20 protein-coding genes are annotated in these 16,497 nt (G+C 37.2%); all 20 read right to left on the bottom strand.

What is annotated here, in order from left to right:
• Nucleotides 1-30: 30 nt before the first annotated feature.
• Nucleotides 31-657 (bottom strand): septum site-determining protein MinC, encoded by a 627-nt coding sequence (minC, locus tag JOC73_RS00455; RefSeq protein WP_204399872.1) that lies wholly within the window; start codon nt 655-657, stop codon nt 31-33.
• A gap of 200 nt (nt 658-857) precedes the next feature.
• Entirely contained in the window at nt 858-3,671 is a 2,814-nt protein-coding gene (locus tag JOC73_RS00450; RefSeq protein WP_204399871.1) for a penicillin-binding transpeptidase domain-containing protein, read from the bottom strand.
• 18 nt (nt 3,672-3,689) lie between these two features.
• On the bottom strand, nt 3,690-4,205 hold the full coding sequence (gene mreD, locus JOC73_RS00445) for a rod shape-determining protein MreD (protein ID WP_207755023.1): 516 nt from the start codon (nt 4,203-4,205) through the stop codon (nt 3,690-3,692).
• Nucleotides 4,198-5,040, bottom strand: coding sequence for a rod shape-determining protein MreC (mreC, locus tag JOC73_RS00440; RefSeq protein ID WP_204399870.1), 843 nt, complete (start codon nt 5,038-5,040; stop codon nt 4,198-4,200). The genes mreD and mreC overlap by 8 nt, the downstream gene beginning before the upstream one ends.
• A gap of 15 nt (nt 5,041-5,055) precedes the next feature.
• Nucleotides 5,056-6,087 carry a rod shape-determining protein gene (locus JOC73_RS00435; RefSeq protein ID WP_204399869.1) on the bottom strand — a complete coding sequence of 344 codons (1,032 nt, stop codon included), beginning with the start codon at nt 6,085-6,087 and terminating at the stop codon, nt 5,056-5,058.
• Nucleotides 6,088-6,106: 19 nt separating this feature from the next.
• Nucleotides 6,107-6,802, bottom strand: coding sequence for a RadC family protein (gene radC, locus JOC73_RS00430; protein WP_204399868.1), 696 nt, complete (start codon nt 6,800-6,802; stop codon nt 6,107-6,109).
• A gap of 20 nt (nt 6,803-6,822) precedes the next feature.
• The gene (locus JOC73_RS00425; RefSeq protein ID WP_204399867.1) at nt 6,823-7,404 is read right to left on the bottom strand and encodes a Maf family protein; all 582 of its coding nucleotides are present in this window, start codon (nt 7,402-7,404) and stop codon (nt 6,823-6,825) included.
• 15 nt (nt 7,405-7,419) lie between these two features.
• Nucleotides 7,420-7,668, bottom strand: coding sequence for a DUF4321 domain-containing protein (locus tag JOC73_RS00420; protein WP_204399866.1), 249 nt, complete (start codon nt 7,666-7,668; stop codon nt 7,420-7,422).
• 29 nt (nt 7,669-7,697) lie between these two features.
• The gene (locus JOC73_RS00415; RefSeq protein ID WP_204399865.1) at nt 7,698-8,219 is read right to left on the bottom strand and encodes a Gx transporter family protein; all 522 of its coding nucleotides are present in this window, start codon (nt 8,217-8,219) and stop codon (nt 7,698-7,700) included.
• 422 nt (nt 8,220-8,641) lie between these two features.
• On the bottom strand, nt 8,642-9,475 hold the full coding sequence (locus JOC73_RS00410) for an RnfABCDGE type electron transport complex subunit B (protein WP_204399864.1): 834 nt from the start codon (nt 9,473-9,475) through the stop codon (nt 8,642-8,644).
• A gap of 12 nt (nt 9,476-9,487) precedes the next feature.
• Complete coding sequence (rsxA, locus tag JOC73_RS00405; protein ID WP_204399863.1) at nt 9,488-10,069, bottom strand: electron transport complex subunit RsxA; 582 nt, start codon at nt 10,067-10,069, stop codon at nt 9,488-9,490.
• 13 nt (nt 10,070-10,082) lie between these two features.
• Nucleotides 10,083-10,685 carry an electron transport complex subunit RsxE gene (gene rsxE, locus JOC73_RS00400; RefSeq protein WP_204399862.1) on the bottom strand — a complete coding sequence of 201 codons (603 nt, stop codon included), beginning with the start codon at nt 10,683-10,685 and terminating at the stop codon, nt 10,083-10,085.
• An 18-nt stretch (nt 10,686-10,703) separates the two neighbouring features.
• Complete coding sequence (locus JOC73_RS00395) at nt 10,704-11,267, bottom strand: RnfABCDGE type electron transport complex subunit G (RefSeq protein WP_204399861.1); 564 nt, start codon at nt 11,265-11,267, stop codon at nt 10,704-10,706.
• Nucleotides 11,260-12,210: an RnfABCDGE type electron transport complex subunit D gene (locus JOC73_RS00390; RefSeq protein WP_204399860.1), complete on the bottom strand. Its 951-nt coding sequence runs from the start codon at nt 12,208-12,210 to the stop codon at nt 11,260-11,262. The genes JOC73_RS00395 and JOC73_RS00390 overlap by 8 nt, the downstream gene beginning before the upstream one ends.
• A 25-nt stretch (nt 12,211-12,235) precedes the next feature.
• Nucleotides 12,236-13,561 carry an electron transport complex subunit RsxC gene (rsxC, locus tag JOC73_RS00385; RefSeq protein WP_204399859.1) on the bottom strand — a complete coding sequence of 442 codons (1,326 nt, stop codon included), beginning with the start codon at nt 13,559-13,561 and terminating at the stop codon, nt 12,236-12,238.
• A gap of 386 nt (nt 13,562-13,947) precedes the next feature.
• On the bottom strand, nt 13,948-14,493 hold the full coding sequence (locus JOC73_RS00380) for an ATP-binding protein (protein ID WP_204399858.1): 546 nt from the start codon (nt 14,491-14,493) through the stop codon (nt 13,948-13,950).
• A gap of 42 nt (nt 14,494-14,535) precedes the next feature.
• A complete protein-coding gene (locus JOC73_RS00375) occupies nt 14,536-15,249 on the bottom strand; it encodes a PHP domain-containing protein (RefSeq protein ID WP_204399857.1) in 714 nt (237 codons plus the stop codon).
• A complete protein-coding gene (locus tag JOC73_RS00370; protein ID WP_204399856.1) occupies nt 15,246-15,593 on the bottom strand; it encodes a DRTGG domain-containing protein in 348 nt (115 codons plus the stop codon). Before JOC73_RS00370 ends, JOC73_RS00375 begins: the two co-directional genes overlap by 4 nt.
• A gap of 104 nt (nt 15,594-15,697) precedes the next feature.
• Nucleotides 15,698-16,114: an ATP-binding protein gene (locus JOC73_RS00365; protein WP_204399855.1), complete on the bottom strand. Its 417-nt coding sequence runs from the start codon at nt 16,112-16,114 to the stop codon at nt 15,698-15,700.
• Nucleotides 16,115-16,139: 25 nt separating this feature from the next.
• Nucleotides 16,140-16,496, bottom strand: coding sequence for a DRTGG domain-containing protein (locus JOC73_RS00360; protein ID WP_204399854.1), 357 nt, complete (start codon nt 16,494-16,496; stop codon nt 16,140-16,142).
• Nucleotide 16,497 lies beyond the last annotated feature (1 nt).

Raw genomic sequence — 16,497 nt, 5'->3', positions numbered from 1 at the left:
ATTTTACCCCCTCACTGAATACTATTCATACTATCTCTTAGTCAAAAATGGTTCAATGTATACAACTTCATCTTTAATACAAGCCAACTCTGGTCCCTTGGGCTTCTCATATTCCCCATCAGGAGAACGGGCAATTTTGTCAGCGATTCTTAGCTGAGTTGGATCTAAATAATAAGCAACTACACGAGCATATTTATTCCCGTTACTTCCAGCGTGGGCAATTCCCCTAAGGCTCCCTAACACAACGATATTTCCATAGGCAATAATCTCTGCTCCTGGGTTCACATCACCGAAAATAACGACATTACCCTTATAATTTATTTTTTGACCTGATCTTAAGGTTTTCGGAATAAATTTAGTCATTCCTTCGTTGATTCCTTGAAATACCTCATCGATAGGAGGATCTTCTTGAAACTCTTCTCTTTGGACCTGCATCTGATATCGTGTCGACATAATCTTTTCTAGTTCTTCCTTTTCTTCAAGCGAAATCGTATTACATTGAATGTCTAAAATCTTAGCACCACTAAAAAATGTTTTTGTTTTTTCTAGCTTCTCGATTAGATTCAGCTTTAATGTTTCAAAATCATTATGTGGTTTGATCTGAACGTATATTCCTTTTTTCGTTCCCTTGAACTCAATTGCATTTTCCTGGGGCATCTATTCCTACCTCCGCAAATAAATTACACTCTTTTACTCTGTTATACATTCTCCATTGATTATTCAAATCCTTCTTATTTAGCCAAAAAATATTCAGTACTAAGGTCCTTATCTTGTTCGTCGTCGAGTTGTAGATGAACAAAAAAACCCAACAACCTTTCGTATCAACAGTACGTAAAGTCGTTGGGCTTTTAAAACTATTACTGGGTCAGTCTACTCTGCATCATCATCTCACTGCCATCTTCTTTTAAGTTCAGTCCCATATATTCAGCCACGACTTCTCTAAATATAGGAGCACCATATCCCCCAGAACCCCCTTGGAAGATCAGTACTGAAATAGCGATCTCAGGGTTCTCATATGGGGCAAATCCTGTAAACCATGCATAGTTGTCATAGTTTTCTTTGAATTGGTCTAAATCAGCGTTTTTGATACGGGGATTCAATTGCTTGATGGCTTCCCGCATTAGATATACATCATCATGGATTCTTGGGTTTTCAGGGTCTTCTGCCTTGATTACCTCCATTTGATAGTTTACAGCCTGTTCAGACACGCCAAAGGCTCCCATATGCTTCTTTAAATAAGCAACTTCATCAACGGGTGGAATCTTACCAGATCTTTGGGCAGTACCTGTCTTACCTGCAACTTTTATCGGGAATTTATTAAAGTATCCTCTAGCTGTGCCTGTCGTGGTTACTAAGTGCATACCATAATTAACCTCATCAAGATTCTTGTAATCCTTCATTTCTATACGTTCAATTAAATCTGGTTCATCTTTAAGAATGGTATTTCCTTGGAAATCTTGTATCTTGTCCAGCAAACTTACCCTGTATCTGTGTCCACCATTGGCTAAAATAGCCATATAGTTGGTCATTTGGATAGGTGTGTAGGCATGTTCCCCTTGTCCAATGGAGAAGTTCATAGTATCAGCGATACTCCATCTAGCTTGGTTGAAATAAGAGTACTTAATTAAATCAGCATAGATTGATGCCTTATCTTCACTAAACCCAAAATCCTTAAGTCTAAGATAGATATCTCCACGGCCTGGATTTTCTGCTGTCCAAGAAATGATTTTATCAATCATTTCATTGATTTTTTCTGTAGACGGTTTTTCAACCGTCTCATCAAAATCCTCTGGTTTCATAAGCCGTTTAAGATTTCTCTCCAAAAGTGCTTTAATGGTTGCACTTTTTGCCTCAATGCTAGGCACCCCACCAGAACGTTCTCTTGGAACATCTATTTCTATACCAGTTCGTTCATTTAAACCAAAACGATGGCTGTAATCAATGAAGGTATTAACGTTCAGCGGTACAGGTAGCCATCTACCAATTCCATAATCATATCCAGTACCTAAAGAATAGAAATAGTAGTTATTGGAATCTTCAATAGCCTCATGAAGTCCCTGCCATCCCATAGTCTGACCTCTACCTTGGTTCCATAACCAGTTACCAAAGGAGTGTCCACCAATCTTAATAAAGCCTCTATCAAGAATCTTGTAATGGGGGTCCAGCCCCTCTTCAATAGCAGCTAGCCCTACCAACATCTTATAGGTGGACCCTGGCTGAATAGCAGTACTCAGGGCGATGTTCAGTAACGGTCTTGGTGCTAAAGGATCCCTTTCATTTTCTGGATGCAAACTTTGCCAATCGGCTGAGCTGATACCAGTTGCAAATAGGTTTGGATCATAGTCTGGATAATTTGCCAAGGCCAGTAGGTCCCCCGTCTTGACATCAGTCACAACCACTGATCCAGATGTGGCATTATTCATAACACCAGCTGTACCCATCATTTTGTTGGTTCCCCATTCAGTCTCGTAGACCTCTCCCCTTTGAATAGCCTTTAATACATTAGCCATTGATTCTTCAGCTTTTTTCTGAAGGTTAATATCAATTGTTAAATATAGGGTGTTTCCAGGGATTGGATCAATTTTTTCTAGCACATCTATCAGTCTACCCCTTGAATCTACAACTACCTTTTGAGAACCATCTGTCCCCTTTAGGAAATCTTCAAACTTGTGCTCTACTCCGTTTTTACCAATAATATCACTAGGATCATAGTCCAACTGGTTGATATACTTTTCGATTTCATGTTCTTGAGAAATTTTACCTAGCTGACCTAAAATATGGGCAGCAGCATTTCCTTCTGGATAATATCGTATAGGCTCAACTGCAATATTCACCCCTGGTAGTTCGAAAATATCCTCTTCAATCTGAACAACAGTTTCCCAAGATACATCATTGGCTATTTTTACAGGTTGGAATTGTAGATATCCTTTTTTCTTTAATTGTTCCCTTATGATCATGATTTTTCTTGCTTCTTCTGCTGAAAAATCTTCTGGAATACGGTAGTTTTTTTCTCTTAGTCTATTAAAGGCCTCCTCAGCAGTCAAATCATACTCCTGCATATAGTAGCTTTGGAACCACTGTTCCTTTAAAGCCTCTTGAGTAAACTTCCAAGTCTTAACAGAAACTGGTACAGTTTCGAATTGTCTATGGAGTTCTGCTTGAACCGCTAAAGCCCCATCAAGGTTGGATAAATTCCCCTCTAACCCATATCGTTCCATAAGGATTTGATATGCTTCAAGCCCAGTATCCACCCCCACTAAATCAACCCTTTCCTTCCATTCATCAAGGGCCATATCAAAGGTAAAATGGAATTTGCCATTTTCATCAAGTATGATTGGGAATTCATCTTCATACTGATCACCATTAGCTTCAAAAATATTAATCAGTTTTAGGGCCACATTATTAATTTCTTCATCCACAACCTGGCTCTTCATAATTTGCACGGTATAGCTGGGTCTACTACCTGCCAATAAACGGCCATAGCGATCACGAATTTCTCCCCTTGGGGCTGGCAGACGAATACTTTTAATGATTCTATTTTCTGCTTGCTCTCGATAAGACTCTCCATTTACAATCATTAGGGTTGCTACCCTTAGAAGAATAATAGCAAAAATAAGCGTAAAAATTACGCCTGTAAAGAAGTACCTATCCTTAAGTTTTTTGAAAATCATAGGCCTCACCCTGTCTAATTAATGTCTTTTTTTCTTCTTTGTTTGAAACAATTTAGATACATAAATATAAATTAAAATGGAGAAAATAGAGTTATACAATACTTCTACAACCAGCATTTTTTTAAAAACATTAAATAACTCTATCCGATATTTTAAGAAACATAAAAATAACATATTCACAGTTTCATATAGGACTGTCCCAACAGCTGTCAATGCAACAGGAATCAGAAGATTATCCTTAAATACCTTACGGTTAATCAACCCAACAAAATAACCAATTAGCATGTAAACGAAAGCATTCAATCCTACAATACGACCAAAAATAATGTCCTGTAACATTCCCACGGATAAGCCAATTATGGCACCTTGATTCTTTCCACTATACATCGAAAAGGAAATTACCAAAATCAAAGCCGTATTGGGTAGAACATTATAAATCTTGAAGTATTGAAGCAAAGTTGATTGTAATATTAAGTTGACAATGATAACTAGCCCTATAATAAAACCTTGTATTTTTTTTTCTCCTTTATTCATAAGTGACATCCGGAGTCATAATGATGACTTTTCCCATTCTATTAAAGTTAACCGCTGGCTGGACTTTAATTGTTATTAGAAGCTGGTCGCTGGATTTTGCTACGTCTATTACTTCCCCAATTGGAATACCTTTTGGAAAATTACCTAATCCAGAAGTAATCAGCTTGTCCCCTACTACAACCTCCGCTAATGGATCAAATAAATACCCTGATAATTCATTAGTAATACTCCCCGTCAAAATTCCTTGCGTATCTGCATCCCTCTGCACCTGAAAACTAATGGAGCTATTATTGTCAATAATAGACACAACCTTTGCCCAATGATCACCTAGTTCATATACCCTACCAATCAAACCATTTCCCGCCATGACAATACTATTAGTTGTAATACCATGCTTTTCACCGGCATTAATCGTAAAGATATTAAACCAGTTGCCGGGTGTTTTAGCGATTACATTTGCTGTTATTGGGCTATATTTTACCCCATCTTCAATATAGTTAAGGGCAAACTTTAATTCCCTTAATTCTTCTAGTTCATCCCTCACCAGTTGGACTGTGGTGATTTCTTTCTCAAGTTCAATCACTTGCTTTTGTAATTCTACGTTTTCCTTTTTAATCCTATTAAAGTTAAATATAGAGCTTAATCCTTCACTAATGTTGCTAGCTCCAGCACTAACACCCCGTTGAATAGGGGAAATCACATTCCCCACCCATTTTTCAACGACAGTTAATTTTTCTCTTTGCCCAGCTGTTACCCCCATTACTATGATCAGGACAATAGCAACAATAGCTATGATAATTGCAGAACGATCTTTCTTTTCCCCTTTTCTCGCCATTTCCAATCACCAACTTTATCCAAGTTTCTTAGGTGTAATTAAAACCCTTTTTAAAGTATCTATTTCTTCAATTGTTTTTCCTGTACCTAAAACGACACAATCCAGCGGTTCTTCTGCAATCCTTACTGGCATTCCTGTTTCTTTTCTAACCAATTTGTCTAAGCCATCAAGTAAAGCACCTCCACCTGTCAACATAATTCCCATTTCCATAATGTCAGCAGCTAACTCTGGCGGTGTTTTTTCTAATGTGTATTTTATTGCTTCGATAATCTGACTAACAGGCTCCTTAAGGGCTTCTAGAATCTCTGTCGAAGTTATTTCTAAAGTTTTTGGTAGTCCTGATACAAGGTCCCTACCTCTGATTAGCATTTTTTCCTCCTTCGCTTTAGGAAAGGCTGAACCGATTGTAATCTTCACTTCTTCTGCTGTACGTTCACCAATCATCAAGTTATATTCCCGCTTGATATAATTCATGATGGATTCATCCAGTTCGTCTCCACCGACACGGATGGATTTTGCAGTTACAATACCTCCTAAAGAAATGATTGCAACTTCCGTTGTTCCTCCTCCGATATCTACTACCATGCTTCCTGTAGGCTCTTCCACCGGTAATCCAGCTCCGATGGCAGCAGCCATTGGCTCCTCGATTAAGTAAGCCTCTCTTGCACCAGCTTGATATGCTGCTTCTTCCACAGCTCTTTTTTCAACCTCTGTTACTCCAGAAGGAACACAGACGACAACTCTCGGCTGAACAAGGGTACGACGGGCATATGCCTTAGTTATAAAATATTTTAACATACTCTGGGTCACATCAAAATCTGCAATTACGCCATCCTTCATTGGACGAATGGCAACAATGTTCCCTGGAGTTCTACCAATCATTTTTTTAGCTTCTTCCCCTACTGCTAAAACAGTTTTTGTATCATTTTGAATTGCTACTACTGAAGGCTCTCTTAATACGATCCCCTTACCATTAACATAGACTAGTGTGTTTGCTGTTCCTAAATCTATTCCCATATCCTTTGAAAAGAAATTAAATATGCCCATTATTATACTGCTCCTTCCTCTACATTAAATCATTTTCTTTTAAACTGTAGTACCTTCCATCTCCAATAATGATATGGTCAAGCACTGAAATACCAATTATATTCCCCGCGTCTTGTAACCTTTTGGTGATTTTAACATCCTCACCACTGGGACTTGGGTCTCCACTGGGGTGATTATGGGCTAGTATAATGGCAGAACTACTTCGTTTAATAGCCCTTATAAAAACCTCCCTCGGATGAACAATTGATGCATTGAGGCTTCCTATAGAGATGTTTTCCATAGCAATTACCTCATGCTTAGTATTTAGTAGAATAATGTTAAAGTGTTCCTTCTTCAAATACCGCATATCCTCCATCAATAAGTTACTTATATCATCTGGACTCTTTATTTTATAATTATTAGCCTTTGTCGCTAAAGCTATACGTTTTCCCAGTTCTACAGCAGCAATTAATTGAGCAGATTTTGCTAAACCAATTCCCTTAATTTGACTAAGTTCTTCTACTGTGCTGTCGGTTAAAAATCGTAGACCTTCATTGCTATAACCTAAAATGCTTTCAGCTAACCCAAGGGCAGACTTCTCCTTTGTACCAGTCTTTAATAATATCGCTAAAAGCTCAGTGTTTGATAGCTTTCTTACTCCATATTTTAACAACTTTTCCCTTGGTCTTTCCTCCTGTGGCATCCTCTTAATTGAAATATAATTCTCCACTCCCATTTTCAGTTCCCCCAAAACACCTATTTTAACAGACTTGTGTTAAATTCTCTCTTTAAAACATCCTCTATTTTAAATAAAGGCAAGCCCACTACGTTGAAATAGTCACCTTCTATTTTCTCAACAAATAGAGCCCCTTTTCCTTGTATTCCATAGGCTCCTGCTTTATCCATAGGCTCTCCTGATGAAATATAGTTATTAATTTCGTCATCAGTTAAATGCTTAAAGAAAACCTTAGTTGATACAGCAAAGATGTTTTTCTTTTTTGAGGGAGTTTCTAAAATCGCCACAGATGTCACTACTTGATGTTCCTTCCCTGATAATGACTTAAGCATTTTGTATGCATCTTCCTTATTTTCAGGCTTACCTAGGATTTGATGAAGATAGACAATTGTATCGGCAGCTATTACGATTGCCGATTCATCTAAGTCCTCTACTGCTGTATTTGCCTTCCTGTAGGCATTCCCACAAGCCAGTTCAAAAGGGTCCATAGCACTGTCCTGTAATTCTTCAACATCCTTAACTACAATATCAAATTTTACATCTAAATTCATCAATAATTCTCGTCTCCTTGGAGAATTTGAAGCTAAAATAATTTTTTTCAATCTAACCACACCTACCTACAGTCTATTAAATATTAACACTGCTAACAACAATCCTATTAGGCTAGCCACATTGATTTGTAATAACAGAGTCACATTAAAATAGAGCACCCCTAAATTTACATCTAGATCCTTGAGCCCCATCGGGCCTGGACCATAGGATAATAAAGGAACTGCTTTACCAAATGCATTTGCTATCAGACTTCCTAAGACAACTCCAGTGACTAATAATAGAATTAACAACCATGGATTTCTGTACCTACTCATACTATTAATCTTCCCCCTTATTCAAAGTATTATATCCCTATCATTTGTTTTAAGTGTAACTTTGTCTTGCTAATTGTGAAATTTGCTGTGAGACCTATAAAAATCCCCGTAAAAACACTCATTAGCATCAAGAATGGTAGATAGGTAAACATCCTTGCATTGTGAATGATTAAGCTAGCCACCGTTAGCTGTGCGACATTATGTCCTAGAGCTCCGAATACACTAACTCCGATAAGGCTAAAATACTTTTTAAAAAACTTATATACCAGAAACATTAACAGAGTACTCATGATTGCTCCTGACATACTATACATCATAGAACTTACCGCTCCTGAGGCCAATCCTCCAATAAAACATCTTAGAAGGTTGACTCCTAGGGCATATTTAAAACCAAATAGTACTAGGGTAATAAGACCAATAATATTTGCTAGACCTAGCTTGGCTCCCGGTGCAACTCCTATAAATGGATTCGGTATAAAGGACTCAATAATATGAAGGGCTAACCCAAGGGAAGTTAACATGGCTAATTGAGTTAGTTTCTTCGTATTCATATTGATCACTCTTTTCTATATATAAAGTTTTTGTATCATTAATTCGAATATGATATATATAATATTTTAACATAGATATTGAAGAAATATATAATCTTTATCATATTCTTAATACAAATTTCTTAGCCCTATCTATACTTCGTTAAAGTTGTTGTTTTTAAGTAGTCCTTAAAATATATTCATAATTATTAGTTAACTTCTTAACTAATCTTAGAATCATTAAAAGTGTACCACTAATAATTTCATCTTACAAGTGGTAAAACCATTCTCCTACTATCCATTTTTTTCTTAAGTACTCCTATACAAAACATGGCAAATCCCTTAATAGAAGTCCAAAGAAAAATAAACACCAACAACCTTTATGTATCAAAAAAATACGTAAAGATGCTGGTGTTTTATAGTATATAGAGTTTAAACTATAACTAAATTATATCTTTCTTTTGCTTATCTCGTCTTTCAAAGTTACCTTCTATTGCCTTGGTAGGACATTTTTCAACACATACAAAGCAATTGGTACACTTTTCATAGTTAATAAAGGCTAAGTTGTTCTCAAAATCAATGGCATCATAGGGACATGATTTAACACAGATTCTACATGCAATACACCCAACGCTACATTTTTGTCTAACAACTTTACCAGCTTCCTTATTATTACAAGTGATCACAACATCTTGAGCATAAGGAACCATATCAATTACTTTCTTTGGGCAAACTTCAATACACTTACCACAGGCAGTACATTTTTCAGGAATGATTTTCGCAATTCTTCCATCAACGATTTCGATTGCATCAAAAGGACATGCCCTTACACAAGTAGCAAGACCTAAACATCCATAGGCACAGGACTTACTACCTCCTGCCACCATAGAAGCAGCTACGCAATCTTGAATACCTTGATACTCAAATCTTTCCTTACACTTTACCGTGTCGCCGTTACAAATAACCTTAGCAACTTGACGAGCTTCCGAATCTGCTTCAACCCCCATAATCTTTCCTAAAGCTTCAGCACAGGCAGCTCCACCAACCGGACATCCTGTAACAGGTGCAGAACCCTCTAGTACTGCCTTTGCAAAGCTATCACAACCAGGAACACCACAACCTCCACAATTTGCACCTGGAAGCGCATCTCTAATCAGTGCTAGCTTAGGGTCCACTTCGACACCGAACTTCTTAGACGCATAGGCTAAACCTGCACCAAAAAGAAGTCCCATTCCTCCTAAACTAAGTACTGGATATAATACCGCTTGTAAATCCATACGATCACTCCTTTATACAAGTCCGGCGAAGCCTAAGAAGGCTAGTGACATTAAACTTGCTGTAATTAATGCAATAGGGAAACCTCTAAACACTACTGGTACATCATATAATTCTAATCTTTCTCGAATAGCAGCAAATAAAACAATTGCTAAAGAAAATCCGATTGCAGCTCCGATTGCATGGATGACTGCTTCAAATAAGTTAAACTCCATTTGAATATTGATGATTGTCAAACCTAGTACAGCACAGTTGGTTGTAATCAAAGGTAGATATACCCCTAAGGATTGATACAGGGTAGGACTAGTCTTCTCAATAACCATCTCAACAAACTGTACCAATGCAGCGATTACTAAGATAAAAGCTATCGTTTGTAGGTACTCTAAGCCAAGTGGAATCAACACTAACTTTTGAACAATATATGTCATGATGGCAGCTAATGCCATAACGAAGGTTACTGCCATTCCCATACCAAAGGCAGTTTCAACCTGCTTTGATACTCCAAGAAAGGGACAAATCCCTAAGAATCGAGATAAAACGAAGTTATTAACTAAAATCGAACTTACTAAAATCAAAAATATCGAAGTAACTGACAAATCCTACACCCCCTTATAGTTCATTTAATCCTTTAGCTGTTAATTTATTAAATAACGCCAACAGTAATCCTAAAGCTAAGAAGGCTCCAGGTGGTAAAGTCATAATTGATGCTGGCTGGAAGAAATCTCCTAATATCGTAACGCCAAATACTGTTCCTAATCCAAATAACTCTCTCACAGCACCTAAGATTGTTAAACCTAATGTAAAGCCTAATCCCATTCCAACTCCATCCACAACCGATGGGAATATCGTTTGCTTTGATGCAAAGGATTCTGCTCTAGCAAGAATAAGACAGTTTACAACAATAAGAGGAATGAATAGACCCAGTGCTTTATCTAAATCAGGCAAGTACGCCTTCATTAACATACCGATCATTGTAACAAAGGTTGCAATAACAACTACGAAAGCTGGAATTCTAATTTTACTTGGAATTAGATTCTTAATTAGAGAAATTACTGCATTTGATCCGATTAAAACTGCTGTCGTTGCTAAACCCATACCCAATGCATTTTGTGCAGAGTTTGTAACCGCCAACGTAGGACACATTCCTAGTAATTGTACAAATATTGGGTTATCAAAAATAAGCCCTTTTGTAAAAATTCTACCGATCTTCATTATTTCACCTCCGGCAATCTATCGATTTTTTAGTACATCTTCAAATAACTGAGTAGCTGCATTTACGCCATCAGTAACAGCTTCACTGGATATTGTAGCCCCAGAAATTGCTTGAATTTCTTCATCACTAGTCACGTTGTCTTTCCTAACAAGGAAAACTAGATTTGTAGCCTTATCGAGATATTGGTCAATAAAGCTAGCATCAGCAATCTTAGAACCTAATCCAGGAGTTTCAGTATGTTCTCCTACCTTTACTCCAGATATTTTACCATCAATAGTCATACCTACTAATACTTCAACAGTACCACCGTATCCTTGAGGTTTAGTCTTTACTGTATAACCCACTATTACACCATTTTTAGTTCCTTCGTAGGACTCAACGATAATCCCCTCGATTGAATCTAGCTCTACTTTATTAAAATCCTCAGCATCAGTTAACAGCGCTTGAATTGCTTCAACGTTTGCTTGTTCAGCTCTTTCTTGAATAATGACCTTAGTAAAGTCATTAGTCATTCCTAAAACAAAAGCCGCGATGGATGTGATTAATAGTAATATTAAACCTAATCTAATGATATCACGCATTTTGCTTCACCTCCCCAAAAACTCTTGGGCTAGTATACTTCTCAATTAGTGGAGAAGCAACATTCATAAGAAGAATTGAAAATCCAACACCTTCTGCATAGGCTCCGTAGAATCTAATTGCAGCTGTAATGATTCCACATCCTAAAGCAAAAATAATTTTACCCTTTTTAGTTACTGGTGAAGATGCATAGTCGGTAGCCATATAGATAGCCCCAAGCATTAATCCCCCTGAAAGAACATGGTATAACATGAAGTTCACATCAAAACCACCATAGATAAAGCTTAGCACTGCAACTGTTCCAACATAAATTAGAGGAACCCTCGGAGAAATAACACCCCTATATACTAGATAAACTCCCCCCAGAATTAGTAGTAACGCAGAAGTTTCCCCCATACTACCACCAATATTTCCAATTAAGGTATCAAATATACTGGGAGCACCTTCGGGTACTGCAGTGACTCCCTTTACATAGCTTAAAGGAGTCGCAGTAGAAACTGCATCAACACCAGGCTTGACCCATTTCGTCATAGGATCTGTCCAGGAGATCGTCAACATAATCCTCGCTGCCAAAGCAGGATTCATAAAGTTTTGTCCGATACCACCAAATAACTGCTTAACGATAATAATAGCAAAAGCTGAACCTACTATCGGAATCCACCAAGGTGCTGATGCAGGAATATTTAAAGCTAGTAATAAACCAGTTATAACTGCACTAAAGTCACCAATCGTACTCTTCTTATTTCTTATCTTTTGTATCCCCCACTCACAGGCTACAGCTGAAACTACCGCCAGAACTGTAAGAATGACTGCATTCATTCTGAAATAATAAAAAGCAGCCAATGTAGCTGGTAGTAATGCAATAACAACATCCAGCATAATCTTAGAAGTTGAATTCTTAGATAATATATGTGGAGAAGAAGATACAGTTAATTTTTCTACCATTGTTTTCGTTCCCTCCCATCAACAATTATGATTGTTTTCTCTTCTTAGCTATAATAAATCGTTTTGCAACTCTAATAGATTGTAACAACGGTATTTTTGCAGGACAAGTGAATGCACAAGAACCACACTCAATACAATCCAAGGCCCTATATTTTTCTGCATTCTCCATCATGTTGTTATAGGAGAAATTACTAATATGAAGGGGTTGTAAAAATGCAGGACAAACCTCAACACACTTACCACAGCGGATACAGGCGCTTGGATCTGGCTCCTGAGCTTCAGACTCAGTAAATACCAATACTCCAGATGAACCCTTTGTCATAGATACTTCATCAGTATACTGAGCTAGTCCCATCATCGGTCCACCCATCAGGATTTTACCTGGCTTTTCGGCATATCCTCCGCATTGTTCAACAATATCCTTCATAGAGGTACCCAGCTTAATCACTAAATTTTTAGGAGTCTTAATTCCATTACCAGCAACAGTGGTAATACGCTGAATTAATGGCATACCTGTATTGATAGCAATAGCCACTTGAGCAGCAGTAGCAACATTGTTAACGATTACACCAACATCCATAGGCAATCCACCAGAAGGTACTTCACGCTTAGTACAAGAATAAATTAGTTGCTTTTCAGCCCCTTGGGGGTACTTTGTCTGTAGCGCAACGATCTCAATATTTCCATATTGAGCTGCTGTCTTTCTCATCATTTCAATTGCATCAGGTTTATTGTTTTCGATACCAATGTAGGCTTTTTCTACACCGATGGCCCTCATCATAGCCCTCAACCCAAATAGTACATCTTCTGGCTTCTCTAACATTAAACGATGGTCAGCCGTTAAATAAGGCTCACATTCAGCACCATTCAGAATGATTGTATCAATCTTCTTATCCGATGGTGGTGATAACTTGACGTGGGTTGGGAAGGTTGCTCCCCCCATGCCAACAATACCAGCCTCTTTAATAATTGAAATAATTTCATCAGGCTTTAGATTTTCAAACTTACCTTTTGGAGCAATAGAAGGGTCTACTTCATTTTGTCCATCAGATTCAATAATTATCGAAAGCACTTCACCACCGCTTGCACTTGGCATATTAACGATGGATTTAACCTCTCCAGATACGCTGGAATGTACTGGTGCCGATACAAAACCTTTTGCTTCACCAATTTTCTGTCCCACCAATACTCGATCACCTACCTTGACTATTGCATCACAAGGTGCTCCAATATGTTGTTGTAATGGGATAGCAACAGTACTTGGTTCAATAGCCTTCTCAATTGGTAAATGCTCAGTTGACTCTTTAAATTCTGGTGGATGAATTCCACCTTTAAAGGTTAAAAAGCTCATTGTTATTTTCACCCCTTACTCAAAATGTATCAATTTGTTCAACTATAACCTATTCTACATAATAATACAAGCTCCTGTATAGACATAAAATATCATCATAAAAATACTGTATACAGTATAAGATTTTATAATTTCAGTCAATTTCATCTATACTTTGAACTCGATTTCTCCTGTAGTTACGTTATATACAAAGTCGTGAAAACGTTTTGATGACTTTGCGTAAAAATAGAAACTATGTAGGTTATGATTAAATACATAATTTCCTATGTACAACAAAAGGCATAAACTTAGAAAAAACCTATTCTAATTTCATACCCCTTATAAATATGAATGACTCTTAGCAGAGAATCATTCAATATTATTCAATTACTATATTATTATAAAATTTATTTTTCCACAAGGTCTTTTAAGCCTTCTTCAATATGTCCTTTAATCCAGTTAATCACCTCAAGATTAGTAATTGGTAGGTCTACAAGTATTTTTTTCACCTCAACAGTACTAAAAAAAAATTTGTTTTCTTCCCATGTATGGGTATAAATCCAATCCACTTCTTCCCCCACCAGTAGTAGAGAAACTATCGTATCCGCCATATTTCCCAAAGGCACTCGATCGATATGGCTATGTTGAAAGGTGGCTTCCAGCCAAGTACCTTCACCTTTTATAGAGTCAATCTCAAAGTTACCTCCACATTCCTCCGCTGCCGCCTTAAAAAAAGGCAATCCTAATCCTACCCTTCTTGTGGTTCTAGAGGTGGTAAAAGGGTCAAATACCTTTTCTAAAAAATCCTTGTCCATTCCCTTACCATTGTCTTTAATCCTGATAATCAATTGATCTTCCTTTATCTTTTCAATAATAGATATTTCAATTACAGAAGCCTCTGCCCTTACAGAATTTTCTGCTACATCTAGTATATGCAATGATAATTCCTTCACATTATGTCACTCCCTAGTTAATCATGATACTTGTTCAAAACTTCACATTTTTGAAAGGGCTTTTATAACACCTTTGACAGATAACTCATCTACTTCTAAAAAGAATTCTCTTTCCAATAGGTTTCCCAAGTTATGGGCGTCTGAATTGCGAATTTTTATAAATTTATTCAAATATGAATGTTTATGTTCAAGAGCAGAGTAATCGCATGACTCAGTAATTTCCACTGTATTGAATCCAAATTCAGGTGGAATAAAACCAAGATTGGTAAGAATACTAAATCCTCTACGATTAATATGGGCAGGAAAAACAATGCCCTTAGCGCTTCGAATTTCCCTTACAGTATCCTCTATATTTAAGCTAATCGCATTGATTAATAAATGTTCATATTCACCTATTATCTCGTCCATTTCATTATATAAGCACTGGCTCCCAAATACCTTTTTATTGTTAGGAATTTTAGGTAGATGTTGATCTAATACTTCTTGAAATAGCAATGCGCCTTCAAGGTCTTCAAACAGTCCCACCAAGTGAACCTCTTCCTTTGTAGTCACCTCTACCCCTGGAATCAAAATTAAGCCATTCTCCTCAGCGACCTTTGTGAAGGCTTTAAGATTTTTAACTGAGTTATGATCAGTAATTGCTATGGCATCTAACCCCTTTAGCTTTGCCATCCCCACTATATTGTTAGGTGTCATATCATCTTCACTACAGGGAGAAAGTCCACTATGGATATGTAGATCTACCGCAATTTTCATTGGTTACCATCACTGTCCAATTTGCCAAACTGTAGGGCTAATTCATAGGCACTCAAGGGGCTCCTTAGTAAAGGGATATTTTCAATGTTAGCTTTTTCAATAGTCGCTTCATCAATTTCCGCCTTCTCTGGAATGATGATACAGGAAGCTTCGCCTAAAAGGGCTACAGCAATTACATTGACATGGGTTTGTATTGTAATCCAACAATTTCCATTTCTGATATTAGCCATTACCCAGCTAAGTAGATCTCCTACATACATTCCCTTTACTTCCTTCTCTAAGCCGTCAGCTCCTGCAACTACTTCCAATTGTAGTTTTTCAACCAAAGTATTTACTCGTAACATACTCATCCTCCTAGTAGTAACGTTATTTCTTAAAACTTCTATTAATAATTTTTGATTTATTCATCATTTAGTTATTTTTTATCATTCCAAGTAATTATGCATGTCTAAATATTAAATACAATTATTAGTTCAGTAGGGTTTCCCAGAGAAGATGTGATACTAAACTCATCAGCACATCGTTTCATGTTTGGTAGCCCCATACCAGCTCCAAAACCCATTTCTCGAACTTCTTCTGGTGCTGTAGAGTAACCTTCCTTCATGGCCATGTCAATATCAGCTATTCCTGGACCTCGGTCAAGGGCGGTTATTTGAATTTTTTCTGGTATAACCTGTAGGATGATATTTCCACCATCCGAGTGAATTACTATATTCATTTCTGCTTCATAGGTGGCAACAGCAACCCTTCGGATTAAATCGGCAGATATCCCCAATTGTCTTAGGACTTTTTTTATACTACTGGATGCCGTCCCAGCTTTAGCAAAATCATTTTTTCCAATTTCATAACTTAATTTAATGGTCATCACCCCTTCACTGGTAATTCATTGGTTATTCGGAGCTAATCTTTGCACCTATTAGTCCACTTTTATATAGAATTCCACAGCTTGTATAAAGAATATTCTTAGTGCCAAGAATAACAATCCCGTTTTCTTTTGCGAGATTTAGTGTCTCTTCATCAGGTACTTTACCACGAACAAACACAATTGCATTAATGTCCATCATTTCAGCAGTTCTTATTACATGGGGATTGACCAAGCCAGTTACAAGCAGAGTCTTATTTTCATTAAATGCTAGAACATCACTCATTAAATCACAGGCAAATACAGTATTAACCTCTCCGTCCATTGCCTCTTCTCCGCATAGAATCTCAGCATCAAGGAGTCGTTGTACTTCTCTTAAATTCATA

Origin of the sequence: Alkaliphilus hydrothermalis, assembly GCF_016908555.1 — a bacterium.
In the GTDB taxonomy this organism is placed as follows: domain Bacteria; phylum Bacillota; class Clostridia; order Peptostreptococcales; family Natronincolaceae; genus Alkaliphilus; species Alkaliphilus hydrothermalis.
The sequence above is the reverse complement of the archived record's forward strand: the minus strand, read 5'-3'. Positions and strand labels throughout refer to the sequence as shown.